The following is a 15,835-nucleotide window of genomic DNA, read 5'->3' as shown; positions in this document are numbered from 1 at the left end:
TTTATTGACCTTAAATAGCGGTCACTTCCATGTAATGACTGTGATATATTGATTGTAAATAAGACAAACAGCATTCTTCCGGATGACAGTAGTATAGGCAAAAGATGGATAAAAGACCCAATATCCCCAAACAACAATCAGGTAAGCCTTCAAAGATATTAATGTCTTTTGCATTAGTTATTGCCTTTTCTTTACCTTATTATCTTGTGAATCATTTTTCTCATAACAAGAAAAATGATCTTATTAGTGATATATCATCTCAGCATCAGCTTGCAGATGCTCCGTCCCTTCAATTTGCACGACATGCTGAAAATAGAGCGTTGCAAACCAAGCCCTTAGCAAAAGCGCCGAGTCAGGTAGCAAAACAAACTCAGCCGACACCGCCTCAAGTAAAAACAGTAAAAGAAGCGGTGAAAAAAGCAGTAAAAGATAATGTCTGGCAAACAATTAATCCCCGAGCAGGCGATTCAATGGCAACTATTTTTCATCGCTTGGGATTGAGCGCACAGAATTTACACGCGGTATTGCACAGAAACCCCCATGCTAGAGTGCTCACAGCAATTAAACCGAGCCAAAAGCTACAATTTTTAATCAATAAAAATAAACTAGAAAAACTAGTTATTCCAATGAATGACATTCAAACACTAACGATCTATAGGCAAGGAGCTATATATAAAACACGCATAGACTCCAAAAAAACAACGAGCCGTAGCCAATATGCTGTTGGCACAGTCAAAGGTTCGTTATACGTTACAGCACAACGCTTAAATATTCCCTCTAAGCTAATTCGCCAAATGACACAAATATTACATAAAGAAATCGATTTTGCTCACTCTATACGCACAGGAGATAAATTTTCCATCGCTTATAACACTCTTTATGTAGAAAATAAAAAAGTCGGCATTGGAGATATACTTGCAGTATCCTATACTAATCGCGGAAAAACAGTTCAAGCAGTGCGTCATACGAAAGCATCAGGAGATGTTGATTACTATACGCCACAAGGGGAGAGTTTAAAGAAGGCATATTCTCGTTACCCCATCAAATTCAGCCATATTAGCTCTACATTTGCTGTATCCAGATATCATCCGATATTACATTATAAAAGAGCTCATAAAGGGATTGATTTAGCAGCTCCTATAGGAACCCCCATACAAGCCACTGGTGATGGGGTTATTGCTATTATAGGCAGACATAATGGCTATGGTAATATGATAAAAATTAAACATGATGGGAAATATAGTACTGTATATGGTCATATGCTTAAATTTCAAAAGGGATTATCAAAAGGCAGTAGAGTTAAACGAGGTCAAGTCATTGGTTATGTTGGGCAAACTGGTTTGGCTACAGGGCCGCATTGCCATTACGAACTACATGTAAATAATCAGCCAAGAAACCCAACAACTGTTGGAATACCGACAGCGGCTCCAATATCGTCTAGGGAAATGTCTGCTTTTAGGACGAAAGCCAAAACTTTATTTTCACAGTTAAAACAATTCGAAGAAGCAAGCCGCTCAGGCTCTAAAAAGAAAAGTGATATTGGCTAACCAACCTTTCCCGAACAATCGAAGACGGCGCAAGTGCTCACGTAATGGCGTTAACTTAAGCTTTTATAACGCCGCCCGAATTATGACTTCGTCCAATCAGGGCTACGCATCCTTAAATAAAAAAAGCAGTATACACTGCATTATCCGAATAAATAACGACAGATAAGAACGGAGGTAATAATGCCTGTCAAATCAGCAAGTAATCCGGCAGGAATTGCATGCCTAGTTCTCCTAACTCCAACCGAACCAAAATAAACCGCGATGACATAAAATGTTGTCTCGGTACTCCCCATCATAGTCGCCGCAGTTTTAGCGATTAAAGAATCCCCGCCATATTGATGAATTAATTCGGCCATAACGCCTGTAGAGGCACTTCCTGAAAAAGGTCGAATTAGGGCTAAAGGTAATACTTGAGGGGGCATACCAATTTTAGCCATAAGAGGAGCCAAAAGCTGATCCATCAAGTTAAAAAAACCTGAGGCTCTCAACATACCAATTGCTACCATCATCGCTATAAGATAAGGAATAATACCCACACTTGTCTCAAATCCTTTTTTAGCCCCAATAATAAAAGCATCAAATACATTAACTTTTTTTATTGCAGCATATAAGGGAATACCAACAATAAAAGCGAGAAACATCCAATTGGATATTTGATTGGCCAATCCATTCATAAACTATCCGTCCTTTCCACTCGAAAACAACGCCACTTAGCAAATTGTTTTACTGCAACTATGGCCACAACAGTCGAAGCTATAGTGGCTACAAGTGAGCTCAAAATCACACTGCTAGGATTAGTACTACCATTTGCCGCTAAAAAGGCAATCGCTGTAGCTGGAATTAATTGTACGCTTGAAGTATTAATAGCCAAAAAGGTACACATTGCATTAGTAGCTGTCGTGACGCGGGTATTTAAACTTTGCAATTCCTTCATTGCTTGTAAACCAAAGGGAGTTGCCGCATTCGCCAAGCCCAACATATTGGCCGCAATATTCATTACCATAGCCCCCATGGCTGGATGTTCTACAGGAACATCCGGGAATAAACGCTTTAAAATGGGTTTGAGAAGTTTTGCTAATAAGGCAACTAAACCAGATTCTGTTGCAATAGACATAATACCAAGCCATAAAGTCATAATCCCTGTTAGACCAATAGCAACCTCAAATCCAAGTTTGGCTGAATCAGTTACTGCGCGCACCACTTCATCTATGTGTCCTTCAATAACACCTACGACTATAGAAACGAGTATCATTCCTAACCAAATTATATTCAGCATTCTTGCCTCCTTACCTTAAAAAGAGGTAATATGTAGCAAAATTTATACTTTAAGTAGAACAAACGGACTATGAAATACACTATTGCCCTTCCCAGATATTTACTATTGATTACTCTTTTTATGATCAATTTTGTTAGTTACGCAATTGACTCAGCAGCTATCCAAGATCAAGCTGATGTAACTATTAAGGAACTATATCATACACTTAACTCCATGCCGAACACTTCAATGGCAGAACGAATAAATTGGATAAGCAATCATTTTTTAGGTAAAGTTTATGAGCTTGGTGCTTTGGGAGAAGGAGCCAAAGCTCATTTTGATCAATACCCCCAATACAGAGTAGATGCTTTTGATTGTGATACGTTTGTCAATACAGTACTCTCCTTAGCATTAGCTGACTCCGTTGAATCATTTAAACAATGTCAGAAATTGGACCGTTATAAAAACGGCAAAGTAGCTTACATATATCGTAATCATTTCATGTCTTTAGACTGGAATATAAATAACCAAAAAAGAGGCATACTTAAAGATATTACCCTTGATATTCAAGATCAAAAAAAACAACCCGTGGCTATATATGCTGTAGCTTTAATTGATAAACCTAGTTGGTATGCTCATAAAAATTTATCCACAATTAGAGTGCAAAACCCGGATAAAATAAGACAACAAAACCTTTTAGATGAACTAAAGATGAAAGGTAGTCATTTAGAAGTGGCTACAGTAAAAATACCTTATATTCCCTTTACTGCCTTATTCACTAAAGATAACCAACCAAACCTTTATTTATTTTCACAAATGCCGCATGGGGCAATAATCCAAATAGTTAGACCTAATTGGGATTTACGCAAAATCATAGGTACTTCATTAAATGTATCCCATCTGGGTTTTGCTATCAGGAAAAACGGTCAGTTATATTTTAGGCAGGCTTCTTCTCAGTTAGGTAAAGTAGTAGACGTTCCGCTAGTTGATTATTTAAAAGAGGCTCAAAGTAGTCCTACTATTAAAGGGATTAATGTGCAAATAGTTCTACCGAAAAAACCATTATCAAGAGATTGTGGGATTTGACATAGGGAACGCCTGTGCTATTACAGATTTAGATTAGTTTAAAATAAAAAGACCTGTTTGATTTCAAACAGGTCTTTAAGCAATAACTATTGGATGAAGATTATTATTTCTTTCCTTCAGCATTTTGTTTTGCTTCTTGTAGAAAGCCTAACATTGCTTTTTCAATAATTTTGAAAGACTGTTGTAGATAATCTAATGCCTTATGACCATTCTCAACAGCTAGATTAATTTGCTTTTCCAGCATTTCTTCAGGTTTTTTTACTTGAGCCAGTTCTTCTGGTTTTAAATAAGTTAATCCCTGTAAGGTTTTCACATTTAATTCAGTTATGGCTTTGAAAGGCTCTTGCACTTTTTTAGCCATGTCACTCCATTTATCGAAATTTGGTTGGTTCATGATATTCTCCACAAAATGTTGCACTGCACAATTTAATATTAGTACTTATACCTATATTTTGTCAATACGTTATATAAAAAAATATTGCAGTGCACAATAAAGGGGATTACAGTGAAATGAGTATAAAACCTCTTCATATGTTTCTCTTATTACATGCAAATGATAGAAAGAAAACGGTTGCCTCAAATATATAGAGACAACAAATTAGTAAAAGAAATAGAGCTCTTTCGAAACTCTACTGTATCGGTGAATTGCTTTGTTGGCACTGGGCTCGAATCCTCATGTAACCTTCGCGTACACTCCGGCTCTGCGCATGGTTGGTATTGCCTGAGCTACGAACACTTTAACTTTTAAATACTTTCTGCCACTGTTGCATTATTTGCTGCATTTGTTGTTTCCAAACTTCCGTTGCTTGCTGGTAAGGATTACTTTGCAAAGGTTGCTCCATAGAATGAAACATTTGCTCCATCATTGCCTTTAATGAAACGTGCATGGGATGATTAGCCAAAGAAATAATCTGACGTAAAATATCTGAAGACAAAAATTGAGTTGGACCGGCTTCCATCTCAACAATGATCTGTAACAGGATGGAATTAGTAAGATCTTTCCCTGTTTCTGAATCTTCAATCTTGAATAAAATGCCATCAACCACATAGCTTTGTAATTGTTCAAGAGTAATATATTGACTGGTTTCAGTATCGTAGAGTCTACGATTTTTGTATTTCTTTATTAATCTACTCATCATTTTCTCAAAAGTTAAAAAACTTATATGTCCCTAATCTATTAGCCCTAATAGATTAGGGCTAATAGATACTAAATCCCTTTTATAACTAATATCCTTTATTTTAGTACATGTGTAAACCGCCATTTATACTAAGGTTAGCACCAGTAATATAACGGCTTTTTTCACTAATTAAAAACTCTATTGCCCATGCTATTTCTTGAGGCTCAGCAAGTCTTTTTGCAGGAATAAGATTGATAATGTCATCTAAAATATCAGGCCGAATACCTTGCATCAAACGCGTATTGACGTAGCCAGGAGAAATACTATTCACCGTAATGTTTTTCATCATTAATTCTTGCGCTAAACTTTTAGTAAAGCCATAGACTCCTGCCTTGGACGCAGCATAATTGGTTTGAGAGAACTGGCCTTTTTGAGCGTTCACTGAAGAAACATTCACTATTCTCCCTGATGCTTGGTTTTTCATACACTCAACTACTTGTCGAGTTACATTAAACATTCCATCAAGATTGACTCTTAATACATCATCCCATTGTTGCTTTGTCATTTTTGTAAATACAGCATCTCGAGTAATGCCCGCATTATTAATCAACACATCGACACTACCATATTCTTTAATAATAGAATCAATCACTTTATGACACTGTTCAAAATCAGTAACATCCATATGTCGGAAAGAAATATTTCTATATCCCTCCTCGAACAAATCTTGCATCCATGATTTCCCAGTCTCCTCTGAGATCAAATCTAGAGCAACGACATGTTTATAAGTTGAATCTAATTGTTTGGCAACCGCTGTACCTATATCCCCTGTACCACCAGTAATTAATGCCACATTATAATTTTGCATAGTATTCTCTTTCTATTTACTGCAACGCATTCCATCGCTATTCAGCCAGCCCTCTCGGCAAAAAATTATCTCTTGCCAAGAGGACGCTTTTATTACATATATTGGCCGCCATTAATATCTAAGTTAGCTCCTGTAATGAAACCACTATCAGGAGAGGCTAAAAAGGCTACTGCATCTGCAACTTCTTTTGGATAACCTAATCGACCTATAGGAATATTTGCTATTATGGACTTTAAAACTTCCTCTTTTACTGCCGCAAGCATCGGTGTTTCAATGTATCCTGGGGATATAGTGTTTACGGTAATACCTTTAGCAGCAACTTCCAAGGCTAAGCTCTTAGTGAAACCGAATAACGCTGCTTTTGTAGATGAATAATTGCATTGGCCAAACTGTCCTTTTCGACCATTTATTGAGGAAATACTAATAATTCGTCCATATCCCTTATCCAACATGGCAGGAATTACATTACGAGTCATATTAAATACACTAGTTAAATTGGCATCCATTACTTCTTGCCAGCATTGGGGAGTCATTTTACGTAAGGAGCAATCTTTAGTGACCCCGGCATTATTTATTAGAGTATCGATTTTGCCATATCGCTCCATAACTAATGCTACTAATTTCTCACAATCACTGTATTGGGCTATATCACCATAAACTATATCAATATCAAAACCCAATCGTTTTTGCTCTTCTTGCCACTGCTTCGCTTCCTCATGTTTTCCACCTTTAAAGTAACAGGCTATTACTTTAAAATCGGAAGATAAGCGTTGGCATATTGCTGAACCAATTCCACCTGTTCCTCCCGTTACAATTGCGACCATCTTTTCCATAAAAACTCCCTGTTTTTAAATAACTATTTATTGATAATACTACAAATTAAAATCATTAACCTGTCAATTTCAAATAATTTTAGCTCTTTAATGTTAGGAAATAGTAAAGAAAAAACAAGTATATTCTTTAATTACAATAAATGATGGTTAAATATACTTTGGTTTAGCTAAAGTAATTGTTTTTTAGTTACATTAGCAAATATTAGACATAATTTTAATTAAAATGAGGTTATTATGCTAAAGACAACAATTGCTGTATCTCTATCGATAATATTAAGCACCGCTCCTCAATATGTATTGGCAAGTGATGACACATGTGAAATCCACGTTGCTGTTTCTTCCCCTCCTGTACTTCCCAACAACAACGTTGCATTCAATGTCACTAATGATAATGGTCTTAGCAAATCGATCATTTTGCAAGGAGGTAGTGCCCCTAAAACTATAGGAAAACTCATCTGCTCATCAAGCCCCTATACAGTGAGTGCTACTATGTACTCTACTCCACAAAATAGCGCAGCAAAACTGGCTCCCCCTATAGGTCAGTGCAGCCTAAGAGCAGGAAATGTAATACTAAATGGACCGAATAATAGTGTTGCAGTTGTTTTCCCTAATGATTTTAATTGCAATCAGTGACTTGGTAGTCATATAACTGAGCCCGTATTAGCAACAGCGTAATACGGCTACAAGTACTCAATGCTACCGTTTAATAAATGAAGGCGAATGCTTACGTAATCTTTGATAGAGGAAAAATGAATGGGGAACCATCCCCATTCATTGAATTCAATAGGCAGGAACATATCCTTTGAGTTGCTGAGCAAATTGTCTTAATACCTCAAGACCTGATTCTTCAGCCTGACGACACCACTGTTGCAATGCCTCTATTAACTCTTTTTGACTCGATGCGGTTTTCAACCAGACATTTTGTAAAGACTGCTTATAACTGTAAACCACACGCAATTGTTCACGGGCATCTAACAAGCTTTGTAGGCGAGTTTTAGCTTTGGTAGTTAAGAGCCTGTCTTCTCGACGTAATAAACGCCCTGCTCGCTGGAATAACTTTTTATCTTCTTTAGTTTCTATACTGTTATTTTTCTCATATTTGAGTATAGGTCTAATTACGCTTTTATAATAATTAGACATCACTTGGAATCGATTAGAAACCACTGCTCTAACTGTATCTAAATCAACCTGCAACTTACCTTCCTCTCTAGCTAATTTGGGAGGTAATTTTTTAACCTTAGCTAAACCTAAAAAAGAAAGAATGCGTATATACATCCAACCAATATCAAACTCCCACCATTTTATGGAAAATTTGGCCGATGAAGCAAACGTATGATGATTATTATGTAGTTCTTCTCCGCCAATCCAAAATCCCCAAGGGAAAACATTAGTTGCCGCATCAGGGCATTCATAGTTTCTGTAACCCCAATGGTGGCCGATACCATTAACAACTCCAGCAGCATGTAAAGGAATCCAGAGCATTTGTATTGCCCAAACAGTTATTCCCGGAACGCCAAAGAAAAATAAATCCATTAAAAGCATGATTACAACGCCTTTAGCAGAATGACGCGAATAAATATTACGCTCTAACCAATCGTGCGGAGTTCCATGAGAATACTTCGCTATCATCTCTTTATCTTTACGAGCAGCCCGATACAACTCAGCACCTTCCCAAAAGACTTTCTTAATTCCTAATACAACAGGACTATGGGGATCTCCCTCCACATCGGTAGTTGCATGGTGTTTACGATGAATAGCAACCCAGTCAGCAGTGACCATACCTGTAGTAAGCCATAACCAGAAACGAAAAAAATGACTTACAATAGGGTGCAAGGTTAATGCTTTGTGAGTTTGGTTACGATGAAGATAAATTGTAACTGCTGCTATAGTTATTTGAGTTAATATTATTATTGCTAATACATACCCCCAAAAACCAAGGTTTAAGTAGCCAAACACCATAGTAACTCCAAGTTAAGTAAATATAAAAAACAAAGTTTACAACATTCAGTTAATCTAAGTAATATCCGGAAATATTAAATATTATCCGGGAGCGCTTAGAAAAGCCTAATTTTATCTCTATATAGTACAATCATAACACATTTTCAATCATTATATTGCATGATTTCACTATGTGGTCGATAATTAATTAAATATTTATTTCAGGATGAGGCTATGAGCGATAAATTACAAAAGATTATTGAAAATTTACTTCCGTTTGTCATAGTAGGGGTGGCTATCGCACTGTTTATAGGCTTACTGTTTATGTTTTTTTACATTGCAATATGGGGATTAGTTATAGGCGGTGTGCTTTGGCTCGCAACTTTAGTGAAAGAGTACCTATTTCCAAGTAATACCTCTAAAAAGGAAGAAGGTAGAGTAATTGAACATGATAATAAAAAATAATGCCTGAATTACCAGAAGTTGAAACAACGAGACAAGGGATCAAAATCCACCTGGAAGGTCAAATAATTAGTGATATTAAGGTACGTAATCCTAATTTGAAGGTACCCGTTTGTCATAATATTGATGAATTATGTATTGGAAAAAAAATAACGGCAATTAGCCGCAGAGCCAAATATCTTTTGCTCCACCTATCTAAAGGTTATATTCTAATCCACCTCGGAATGTCAGGGCATTTACGTATTATACCGAGTAGTATGAAACCGGAAAAACATGACCATATTGATTTATTAATAACAAATGGATTAGCGCTACGATATTGTGATCCAAGAAGATTTGGCTTGTTCCTTTATATAGAAGAAAACCCTCATTTACATCCATTGCTCTCAGGTTTAGGACCAGAACCACTTTCAGACGAGTTTACCAGTGACTATTTATACCAAAGGACACGAAATAAAAGCCAGCCGATTAAAGCTCTGATTATGAATAATAAAATTGTGGTTGGGGTTGGCAATATATATGCAACAGAAAGCCTTTTTCTATCAGGTATACATCCTATAACTCCGGCTCAGAAAATAACCGAGATTACCGCGAGTTCTCTAACGCTGCAAATCAAACAAATACTAAAATCAGCCATTGATGTCGGCGGCACTACGCTTCGCGATTTTTATACATCTGAAGGGAAACCAGGTTATTTCAGTCAATCTTTAAGAGTCTATGGCCGTAGAAATCAACTTTGCCTCCAATGCAATCAGATAATTGAATCTATAGTCATTGGTGGTCGGCATTCGGCCTTTTGTCCTCAATGTCAACCATTAAAGGTTTAGCTCTGTCTTTTTTTAACCCTGACTAAGCTATCTAGGCAATTGAATGGAGTTGGGGTAAGATTATTACCATTAAACTAGAAACTTGAAATAATGAAAATAAGTCGTATTCGAACCTTTGGGATCATTTCTGTACTATTTTTTTATACAGCAATGGTGTCTCTCCGTTCTATCTTCAAATACATTTTTAGCACCCCAACAAGACCATGGGTAGATAAAACGATCCATCATTGGGTAGAGCAATTATTAAATACAGTGCAAGTACATTATACCGTTGTTAACCCACATAATGTGCAACCCCAACCAGGTCAAGCGACTATTTTAATGTGTAATCATTCTAGCGCTTATGATATTCCTCTTGGATTCAAAGCATTTCCCAATCACTCTATACGTATGCTGGCAAAGAAAGAACTATCCAAAATCCCACTATTAGGAAAAGGAATGGCTGCGGCCGAATTTCCTTTTATTGATAGAAAAAACAGGTATCAAGCCATTAAAGATCTGGAGTATGTACGACAGTTAATGGAAAGCGGCATCGTCATTTGGATTGCTCCAGAGGGCACGCGATCCAAGGATGGAAAGCTAGCACCATTTAAAAAAGGCTCCTTCATTACTGCCATCCAAGCAAATGCGACTATTATTCCTATAGGAATTAGAGGTGCATTTAATATTCTTCCCGCAAGAACCTTCGGTGTTAATTTAAATCAAAATGCTGAAATTCATATAGGCGAACCCATACAAGCATCTCAATTTACTACAGAAAATAAAGAAGAACTAATTAAACAAACATATCAAAGCATAAAAAAACTAATCGGTGAAGATAATCCTTAATATTTAACCCCGTAGCCACCTGAACTAGAAGTTACTTTTGCCGCTAAACCAATATTTCTTGGGTCTGACGCCACCGTTAGGAAATTTCCTTCTTTATCCCAGGTAATGGCCTGCATATCGCCATAATTCTGTGCTAAAGGCATCAATTGATACCCCATAGCTTTCAATCCCTCTTGAATTTCTGAAGAAAAGGTATCTGGTTCAAATTGAATGACATCAGGTAGGTATTGATGATGAAAGCGCATAGCAGAAACCATGCTAATCGCCCCATAGGAATCATTAAATATTAATGAGGCAAGCAAAGCCATTGTAGGAATACGACTTCCACCTGGAGTACCAAAAATGGCAACCCGTCCAGGTAACTCTAGAAAAGTAGGCGTCATACTGGATAGAGGTCGTTTTCCAGGTGCAATTGTATTTTTGTCACTACCAACGATACCAAATACATTTTGCTCACCGACCTTAGAGGAAAAATCATCCATTTCATCGTTCAACAATACTCCAGTGCCTTCTGCAATAACACCTGACCCAAATATAAAATTCACTGTTATTGTTGCAGAAACGCGATTACCTTCAGCATCAATAATAGAATAATGGGTAGTACTTGTATTTTTTGGCGTTGCGGATGAACCTTGTAGCGTCTTACTATCTAGGGCTTTATCTGGATTAATAAAAGTTCCCAGTTGTTTTGCATTTTCAGCGGAAATTAAGTGTTCCACAGGAATATTGACAAAATCTGGATCCGCCAAAAACTGATCTCGTTGCCAATAAGTTAAGCGCATAGCCTCTACTAAATAATGAACCCATTTCAACTTAGAAAATGAAGACAAGGGATAATTAGCTAATATATTAAGCATGGTCAATAAACCTATCCCCCCCGCGGATGGAGGAGGAGCCGTAATAATTAACATATTATGATAAGCCCCCACTAAAGGTTCTCTCAGCTTAATTTTATAATTTGCCAAGTCTTCCGGAGTCCAAATACCTCCAGCTGCATTCACTCCTTGCACAAGACGCTTAGCTATATCTCCATGATAAAATCCTTGATCTCCTTTCTCTGCAATCACACTCAAAGTATGGGCCAAATCAGTTTGAACAAGGCGCTCTCCGAGGCCATAAGGTTGGTTATTTTTTAAAAAAATTGCAGCGGTAGCGGGATATTTCCTTAATACCGCCAATCTATCCCCCATTGAAGAGAAATACCTAAATTGATGGTCCACAAAAAAGCCCTCCTCTGCTATCTTTATTGCAGGAGCTAGGGTTTTAGAAAGCGGCAAACGGCCATAATTTTTGGCCATATAGACTAAAGCCGCCGGTTGCCCAGGGATTGCGGCAGCTAATCCGCCATTCAAAGATAATTCGGGAATAACTTTTCCATCAGCCCCCAAATACATATCTTGACTTGCTGCTTTGGGAGCTGTTTCTCGCCCATCTATGAATATATTTTTATGCTCTTGTTCCAAGTGTAATAACCAAAAGCCCCCCCCACCAAGCCCTGAATGATAAGGGGCAACAACAGCCAAAGTAGCGGCGACCGCTATTGCTGCGTCAAAGGCATTACCACCTTGATTTAAAACTTCCAAACCAGCATTGGTTGCCAAGGGATGAGCACTAGCAACCGCATATCCAGGCGGATGATCGGGATAAGATTGAGAATAAGCTGAAGTGGCTAAAGATGATACAAAAATTAAGCCCCAGAACTTAATCGCTTTTAAAAATTTAAAGGATTCATGTTTGCCTTTCATTTTGTCTTTTTTGTAACTCCCTTACAACGCATGCGGGAACAAATTGAGAAATATCACCATTAAAAGAAGCAATTTCTCGTACCAAGGTCGAGGAGATAAACATTAAACTTTCTGATGGGGTCAAAAATAATGTCTCTACTTGTTTCGACAGTTTTCTGTTCATACCTGCTAATTGAAATTCATATTCAAAATCCGATACGGCTCTTAAACCACGTAAAATAATTCCAGCATTTTGCTCTAGAACAAAATCAATTAATAAACTTTCAAAGCCAAGTACCTGTACTCCAGGTATATCACTCACAACCTCTTCCAAAAGTTGAATTCTTTTTTCCAAAGAGAAATAGGGACGTTTTGCCTTATTATCAGCCACAGCCACTATAAGTTCAGGAAAAATTTTAGCTCCGCGCATAATAAGATCGACATGTCCATTAGTCACAGGATCGAAAGTTCCAGGATATATTGCTTTTTGTTTCATATTTTTTAACACCAATTGCATATGAAAGCAGTCTAGCGTATTGTTAATTGAAAAACTACAGTCATGGAATTGAGGTGAGCAATGAATGCAACAAAACATTTAAGTATTTTATCTTTTTGTTTATTAACAGCCTGTGCCCCTCCGCCACAACCAATGGAGGTACTTCCTACAAATAAAGTCATTCCATTGGAAAAACGCAAAGCTGAAACAGCAACTATTTCATCCTGGGAAATTCAAGGAGCAATGGCCGCAAAAAATAAAGCCAAAGGTTGGTCAGCAACGATGAACTGGGCTCAACAGGGGCCTAGCTCTTACCAAATACGTTTAATGGGACCATTAGGTGGTGGTGCTGTTGTCATTAATAAAAAAGGTAACACCATTACCTTTAAAGATGGCAATAAATCATCTACCTCCACTAATGCAGATGAACTACTCTTTAAACAAACTGGAATTAGACTACCAGTCAATAATCTTTATTATTGGGTCAGAGGACTGCCTGCTCCCGGAGGAGTTCAAGCAGAACAACATGATCAATTCAATCATCTAGTACAGTTAAAACAAGGCGGTTATACCATCAACTTCACAAAATATACTTCAGTCAAAGGTATAGACCTACCCAGCATGATACGTTTAGATGGTAATGGAGTTATGGTAAAGGTAATAATCAAAAATTGGGTTGTGTAACAATCTAAATCAGATATGCCAATTGTCTTAGCGTCCGCAATGGCGCAATAGAGTCTATTGCGGATCTTATAAAAAACCATCTAATTGAAATATAATAAAAACCTCCTTGCAAGAGTAGAAAAATAGACCCAATACGAGTAATATAAAAACAGCAATATGGTGGTTTTTATTACTTTAAAAGCATCAAACTTTAAAATTTAATAATTTATTTGCTTTCTAAAGTTGACATCGTCATAAATCCGCTGCAAAATACGCAGCACATCGCAGGGATGAAGATTTTTAGCTTCAGGATGAATTAAAAATTTGCAAATTATAGGGGTGTCGCCAAGCGGTAAGGCACAGGGTTTTGATCCCTGCATACCTAGGTTCGAATCCTAGCACCCCTGCCATTTTCTTGTTGGTTCAAGTAAACAGACGGCAGAAGATACCCTGGAAGGATGCGTTCGTCGTATCGCTCAAATAATAATAATATCTTTCTGGCTGTCTTCTGCTATGTGTTTAAATTAGCTGATTAACCTAATCTTAAGGCTTTTTACACATGTCCACAATGATGATTTTTACGGGAAATGCTAACCCTGAATTAGCATTAAAAATTTCTTCTCATCTACAAATACCTATTGGTCAAGCTACTGTTGGCACCTTCAGTGATGGCGAGACTATGGTTGAAATATTAGAAAATGTCCGTGGTAAAGATGTTTTTGTATTGCAATCAACTTGTGCCCCAGCAAACAATAACTTAATGGAACTGCTGACGATGGCTGATGCATTAAGAAGATCTTCCGCAGGCCGTATTACTGCAGTTGTCCCCTATTTTGGTTACGCTCGCCAAGACAGACGAGTCCGTTCTGCACGTGTTCCAATTACCGCTAAGGTCGTTGCCGATATGATGGCCTCTGTTGGAATCTGCCGCGTACTTACAGTTGATTTACACGCCGATCAAATTCAAGGCTTTTTCTATATGCCTGTTGATAACGTTTATTCAACACCTATTCTGCTGGAAGACATTGTCAGACAAAAATTAAGTGATATTATGGTTGTATCCCCCGACGTGGGTGGCGTGGTTCGCGCAAGAGCAATGGCCAAAAGATTAGATGATGCAGAGCTGTCAATAATTGATAAACGCCGTAGTGGTCCTAATAAATCTGAAGTAATGCATATCATTGGTGAGCCCGCTGGTAAAAATTGCATTATTGTTGATGATATTGTAGATACAGCTGGAACTTTATGCTCCGCGGCCCATGAATTAAAGAAAAGTGGGGCAAAAAGTGTAAGGGCCTACATTACTCACCCAGTCCTTTCTGGCCCAGCCGTACATAATATTAAACATTCAGGACTCGATGAAGTAGTCATTACAGACACTATTCCTTTATCAGACGAAGGTCGAGGCTGTGATAAAATTCGTGTCGTTAGCCTTGCTGATATGTTAGCTCAGGCAATCAAAAGAGTTAACGTTGAAGAGTCTGTCAGCTCTATGTTTGCAGAATAAATAATAATGACTTAGATAATGGCGTCAGCTTAAGACGCCATTAAGAACTCAAACTCAGTTCCTCATACTCAAGTAAACATTTGCAACCTAGCTTAATTTTTTTTGAGCAAAAATGGTCATAGCCTCCACTAAAGAAGCGGCTAAATCAGAATGATAGGCATTATAAAAATTTTTAAAATCAGCATGCTCCAAATACATTGCTCCAACACCAATGTAGCTTTCTCTAGTAGGAGTCCAGAACCGCTTAACCCAATAATAATGTCTTTGGATTAAATCCTGCACTTCAGGAGCATCAGGCCGTAAGCGCTTTTTTATAGAAGGATCAGCTTATGACTTTGTAATGCTTCAATTTTATTGAATTCATCACATTCAATAATCCTTTGAATGTCACCTAAAGAAAAACCCAATTCACGAAAAAATAAAATCTGCTAGAAAATAAAATCTGCTAGAGTAGTAATAACTGTTCTTCACGATAATAACGATAATTGTTATCCCCATAATAGGCTGGCTTTAACAAGTCTATCTCATCATAAAAACGAAGAGTCCTCGGACTAACACCAGATAATTTCGCTAATTGTTTTACTGTATACAACATGATAAGTTATCTCTAGGTAACAAGGCACACCATAAAGGATAACGTAACGAGAGGGTCAAGACTTTTAAATAATCTTTCATCTGTAGCA

19 protein-coding genes and 1 tRNA gene are annotated in these 15,835 nt (G+C 37.4%); 9 read left to right on the top strand and 11 right to left on the bottom strand.

The genetic code is table 11. From position 1 onward, the window contains the following. Positions 1-104: 104 nt before the first annotated feature. On the top strand, positions 105-1,547 hold the full coding sequence (locus LFA_RS02070; protein WP_045094715.1) for a M23 family metallopeptidase: 1,443 nt from the start codon (positions 105-107) through the stop codon (positions 1,545-1,547). Positions 1,548-1,687: 140 nt separating this feature from the next. Here the strand turns inward: LFA_RS02070 and LFA_RS02065 are convergent, their stop codons facing one another. Together LFA_RS02065 and LFA_RS02060 are read right to left on the bottom strand one after the other, a co-directional pair. Further along, positions 1,688-2,221 (bottom strand): spore maturation protein, encoded by a 534-nt coding sequence (locus LFA_RS02065; RefSeq protein ID WP_045094714.1) that lies wholly within the window; start codon positions 2,219-2,221, stop codon positions 1,688-1,690. After that, positions 2,218-2,823: a nucleoside recognition domain-containing protein gene (locus LFA_RS02060; RefSeq protein WP_045094713.1), complete on the bottom strand. Its 606-nt coding sequence runs from the start codon at positions 2,821-2,823 to the stop codon at positions 2,218-2,220. The genes LFA_RS02065 and LFA_RS02060 overlap by 4 nt, the downstream gene beginning before the upstream one ends. Positions 2,824-2,892: 69 nt before the next feature. Here LFA_RS02060 and LFA_RS02055 point away from each other — a divergent pair, with 69 nt between their 5' ends. Then, positions 2,893-3,888 carry an N-acetylmuramoyl-L-alanine amidase-like domain-containing protein gene (locus tag LFA_RS02055; RefSeq protein ID WP_045094712.1) on the top strand — a complete coding sequence of 332 codons (996 nt, stop codon included), beginning with the start codon at positions 2,893-2,895 and terminating at the stop codon, positions 3,886-3,888. 103 nt (positions 3,889-3,991) lie between these two features. Here the strand turns inward: LFA_RS02055 and LFA_RS02050 are convergent, their stop codons facing one another. The 4 genes from LFA_RS02050 to phbB (LFA_RS02035) form a co-directional block, all read right to left on the bottom strand. After that, the gene (locus LFA_RS02050) at positions 3,992-4,282 is read right to left on the bottom strand and encodes a phasin family protein (RefSeq protein WP_045094711.1); all 291 of its coding nucleotides are present in this window, start codon (positions 4,280-4,282) and stop codon (positions 3,992-3,994) included. A 343-nt stretch (positions 4,283-4,625) separates the two neighbouring features. Next, positions 4,626-5,024: a polyhydroxyalkanoate synthesis regulator DNA-binding domain-containing protein gene (locus LFA_RS02045; protein WP_045094710.1), complete on the bottom strand. Its 399-nt coding sequence runs from the start codon at positions 5,022-5,024 to the stop codon at positions 4,626-4,628. A 103-nt stretch (positions 5,025-5,127) separates the two neighbouring features. Next, positions 5,128-5,874 carry an acetoacetyl-CoA reductase gene (phbB, locus tag LFA_RS02040; RefSeq protein WP_045094709.1) on the bottom strand — a complete coding sequence of 249 codons (747 nt, stop codon included), beginning with the start codon at positions 5,872-5,874 and terminating at the stop codon, positions 5,128-5,130. A 92-nt stretch (positions 5,875-5,966) separates the two neighbouring features. After that, positions 5,967-6,707: an acetoacetyl-CoA reductase gene (gene phbB, locus LFA_RS02035; RefSeq protein WP_045094708.1), complete on the bottom strand. Its 741-nt coding sequence runs from the start codon at positions 6,705-6,707 to the stop codon at positions 5,967-5,969. A 234-nt stretch (positions 6,708-6,941) separates the two neighbouring features. Between phbB (LFA_RS02035) and LFA_RS02030 the strand changes: the two genes are divergently transcribed. Further along, a complete protein-coding gene (locus LFA_RS02030; protein ID WP_045094707.1) occupies positions 6,942-7,340 on the top strand; it encodes a hypothetical protein in 399 nt (132 codons plus the stop codon). Between the two features lie 147 nt (positions 7,341-7,487). On the opposite strand, the gene LFA_RS02025 is transcribed toward LFA_RS02030, so the two are convergent. Then, the gene (locus LFA_RS02025; RefSeq protein WP_045094706.1) at positions 7,488-8,666 is read right to left on the bottom strand and encodes a DesA family fatty acid desaturase; all 1,179 of its coding nucleotides are present in this window, start codon (positions 8,664-8,666) and stop codon (positions 7,488-7,490) included. A gap of 213 nt (positions 8,667-8,879) precedes the next feature. On the opposite strand from LFA_RS02025, the gene LFA_RS02020 reads away from it, so the two are divergent. From LFA_RS02020 to LFA_RS02010, 3 genes are all read left to right on the top strand, one after another. Next, the gene (locus LFA_RS02020; protein ID WP_045094705.1) at positions 8,880-9,110 is read left to right on the top strand and encodes a hypothetical protein; all 231 of its coding nucleotides are present in this window, start codon (positions 8,880-8,882) and stop codon (positions 9,108-9,110) included. Then, complete coding sequence (mutM, locus tag LFA_RS02015; RefSeq protein ID WP_045094704.1) at positions 9,110-9,934, top strand: bifunctional DNA-formamidopyrimidine glycosylase/DNA-(apurinic or apyrimidinic site) lyase; 825 nt, start codon at positions 9,110-9,112, stop codon at positions 9,932-9,934. The genes LFA_RS02020 and mutM overlap by 1 nt, the downstream gene beginning before the upstream one ends. Positions 9,935-10,024: 90 nt before the next feature. After that, complete coding sequence (locus LFA_RS02010; protein WP_045094703.1) at positions 10,025-10,762, top strand: lysophospholipid acyltransferase family protein; 738 nt, start codon at positions 10,025-10,027, stop codon at positions 10,760-10,762. On the opposite strand, the gene ggt is transcribed toward LFA_RS02010, so the two are convergent. Both ggt and coaD read right to left on the bottom strand, forming a co-directional pair. Next, the gene (ggt, locus tag LFA_RS02005) at positions 10,759-12,507 is read right to left on the bottom strand and encodes a gamma-glutamyltransferase (protein ID WP_052673818.1); all 1,749 of its coding nucleotides are present in this window, start codon (positions 12,505-12,507) and stop codon (positions 10,759-10,761) included. The two genes, LFA_RS02010 and ggt, sit on opposite strands and share 4 nt — an antisense overlap. Further along, the gene (gene coaD / locus LFA_RS02000; RefSeq protein WP_045094702.1) at positions 12,491-13,003 is read right to left on the bottom strand and encodes a pantetheine-phosphate adenylyltransferase; all 513 of its coding nucleotides are present in this window, start codon (positions 13,001-13,003) and stop codon (positions 12,491-12,493) included. Before coaD ends, ggt begins: the two co-directional genes overlap by 17 nt. 60 nt (positions 13,004-13,063) lie before the next feature. Here coaD and lolB point away from each other — a divergent pair, with 60 nt between their 5' ends. The 3 genes from lolB to LFA_RS01985 all read left to right on the top strand — a co-directional run bounded on the left by lolB (position 13,064) and on the right by LFA_RS01985 (position 15,152). Then, the gene (gene lolB, locus LFA_RS01995; protein ID WP_045094701.1) at positions 13,064-13,666 is read left to right on the top strand and encodes a lipoprotein insertase outer membrane protein LolB; all 603 of its coding nucleotides are present in this window, start codon (positions 13,064-13,066) and stop codon (positions 13,664-13,666) included. Between the two features lie 314 nt (positions 13,667-13,980). Then, a tRNA-Gln gene (locus LFA_RS01990) sits at positions 13,981-14,055 on the top strand. Between the two features lie 149 nt (positions 14,056-14,204). Further along, complete coding sequence (locus LFA_RS01985) at positions 14,205-15,152, top strand: ribose-phosphate pyrophosphokinase (RefSeq protein WP_045094700.1); 948 nt, start codon at positions 14,205-14,207, stop codon at positions 15,150-15,152. A gap of 87 nt (positions 15,153-15,239) precedes the next feature. On the opposite strand, the gene LFA_RS20220 is transcribed toward LFA_RS01985, so the two are convergent. Together LFA_RS20220 and LFA_RS20215 are read right to left on the bottom strand one after the other, a co-directional pair. After that, on the bottom strand, positions 15,240-15,434 hold the full coding sequence (locus LFA_RS20220; RefSeq protein WP_172653449.1) for a TipAS antibiotic-recognition domain-containing protein: 195 nt from the start codon (positions 15,432-15,434) through the stop codon (positions 15,240-15,242). A 163-nt stretch (positions 15,435-15,597) separates the two neighbouring features. Continuing rightward, on the bottom strand, positions 15,598-15,747 hold the full coding sequence (locus tag LFA_RS20215) for a MerR family DNA-binding transcriptional regulator (RefSeq protein ID WP_157010247.1): 150 nt from the start codon (positions 15,745-15,747) through the stop codon (positions 15,598-15,600). Positions 15,748-15,835 lie beyond the last annotated feature (88 nt).

The sequence above is a fragment of the Legionella fallonii LLAP-10 genome (genome assembly GCF_000953135.1).
GTDB classification, from domain to species: domain Bacteria; phylum Pseudomonadota; class Gammaproteobacteria; order Legionellales; family Legionellaceae; genus Legionella; species Legionella fallonii.
The sequence above is the reverse complement of the archived record's forward strand: the minus strand, read 5'-3'. Positions and strand labels throughout refer to the sequence as shown.

What these genes read in the sequence shown, in the direction of transcription:
- LFA_RS02070 (WP_045094715.1), top strand. Translation starts at nt 105, where the DNA reads ATGGATAAAAGACCCAATATCCCCAAACAACAATCAGGTAAGCCTTCA.
- LFA_RS02065 (WP_045094714.1), bottom strand. Translation starts at nt 2,221, where the DNA reads ATGAATGGATTGGCCAATCAAATATCCAATTGGATGTTTCTCGCTTTT.
- LFA_RS02060 (WP_045094713.1), bottom strand. Translation starts at nt 2,823, where the DNA reads ATGCTGAATATAATTTGGTTAGGAATGATACTCGTTTCTATAGTCGTA.
- LFA_RS02055 (WP_045094712.1), top strand. Translation starts at nt 2,893, where the DNA reads ATGAAATACACTATTGCCCTTCCCAGATATTTACTATTGATTACTCTT.
- LFA_RS02050 (WP_045094711.1), bottom strand. Translation starts at nt 4,282, where the DNA reads ATGAACCAACCAAATTTCGATAAATGGAGTGACATGGCTAAAAAAGTG.
- LFA_RS02045 (WP_045094710.1), bottom strand. Translation starts at nt 5,024, where the DNA reads ATGAGTAGATTAATAAAGAAATACAAAAATCGTAGACTCTACGATACT.
- phbB (WP_045094709.1), bottom strand. Translation starts at nt 5,874, where the DNA reads ATGCAAAATTATAATGTGGCATTAATTACTGGTGGTACAGGGGATATA.
- phbB (WP_045094708.1), bottom strand. Translation starts at nt 6,707, where the DNA reads ATGGAAAAGATGGTCGCAATTGTAACGGGAGGAACAGGTGGAATTGGT.
- LFA_RS02030 (WP_045094707.1), top strand. Translation starts at nt 6,942, where the DNA reads ATGCTAAAGACAACAATTGCTGTATCTCTATCGATAATATTAAGCACC.
- LFA_RS02025 (WP_045094706.1), bottom strand. Translation starts at nt 8,666, where the DNA reads ATGGTGTTTGGCTACTTAAACCTTGGTTTTTGGGGGTATGTATTAGCA.
- LFA_RS02020 (WP_045094705.1), top strand. Translation starts at nt 8,880, where the DNA reads ATGAGCGATAAATTACAAAAGATTATTGAAAATTTACTTCCGTTTGTC.
- mutM (WP_045094704.1), top strand. Translation starts at nt 9,110, where the DNA reads ATGCCTGAATTACCAGAAGTTGAAACAACGAGACAAGGGATCAAAATC.
- LFA_RS02010 (WP_045094703.1), top strand. Translation starts at nt 10,025, where the DNA reads ATGAAAATAAGTCGTATTCGAACCTTTGGGATCATTTCTGTACTATTT.
- ggt (WP_052673818.1), bottom strand. Translation starts at nt 12,507, where the DNA reads ATGAAAGGCAAACATGAATCCTTTAAATTTTTAAAAGCGATTAAGTTC.
- coaD (WP_045094702.1), bottom strand. Translation starts at nt 13,003, where the DNA reads ATGCAATTGGTGTTAAAAAATATGAAACAAAAAGCAATATATCCTGGA.
- lolB (WP_045094701.1), top strand. Translation starts at nt 13,064, where the DNA reads ATGAATGCAACAAAACATTTAAGTATTTTATCTTTTTGTTTATTAACA.
- LFA_RS01985 (WP_045094700.1), top strand. Translation starts at nt 14,205, where the DNA reads ATGTCCACAATGATGATTTTTACGGGAAATGCTAACCCTGAATTAGCA.
- LFA_RS20215 (WP_157010247.1), bottom strand. Translation starts at nt 15,747, where the DNA reads ATGTTGTATACAGTAAAACAATTAGCGAAATTATCTGGTGTTAGTCCG.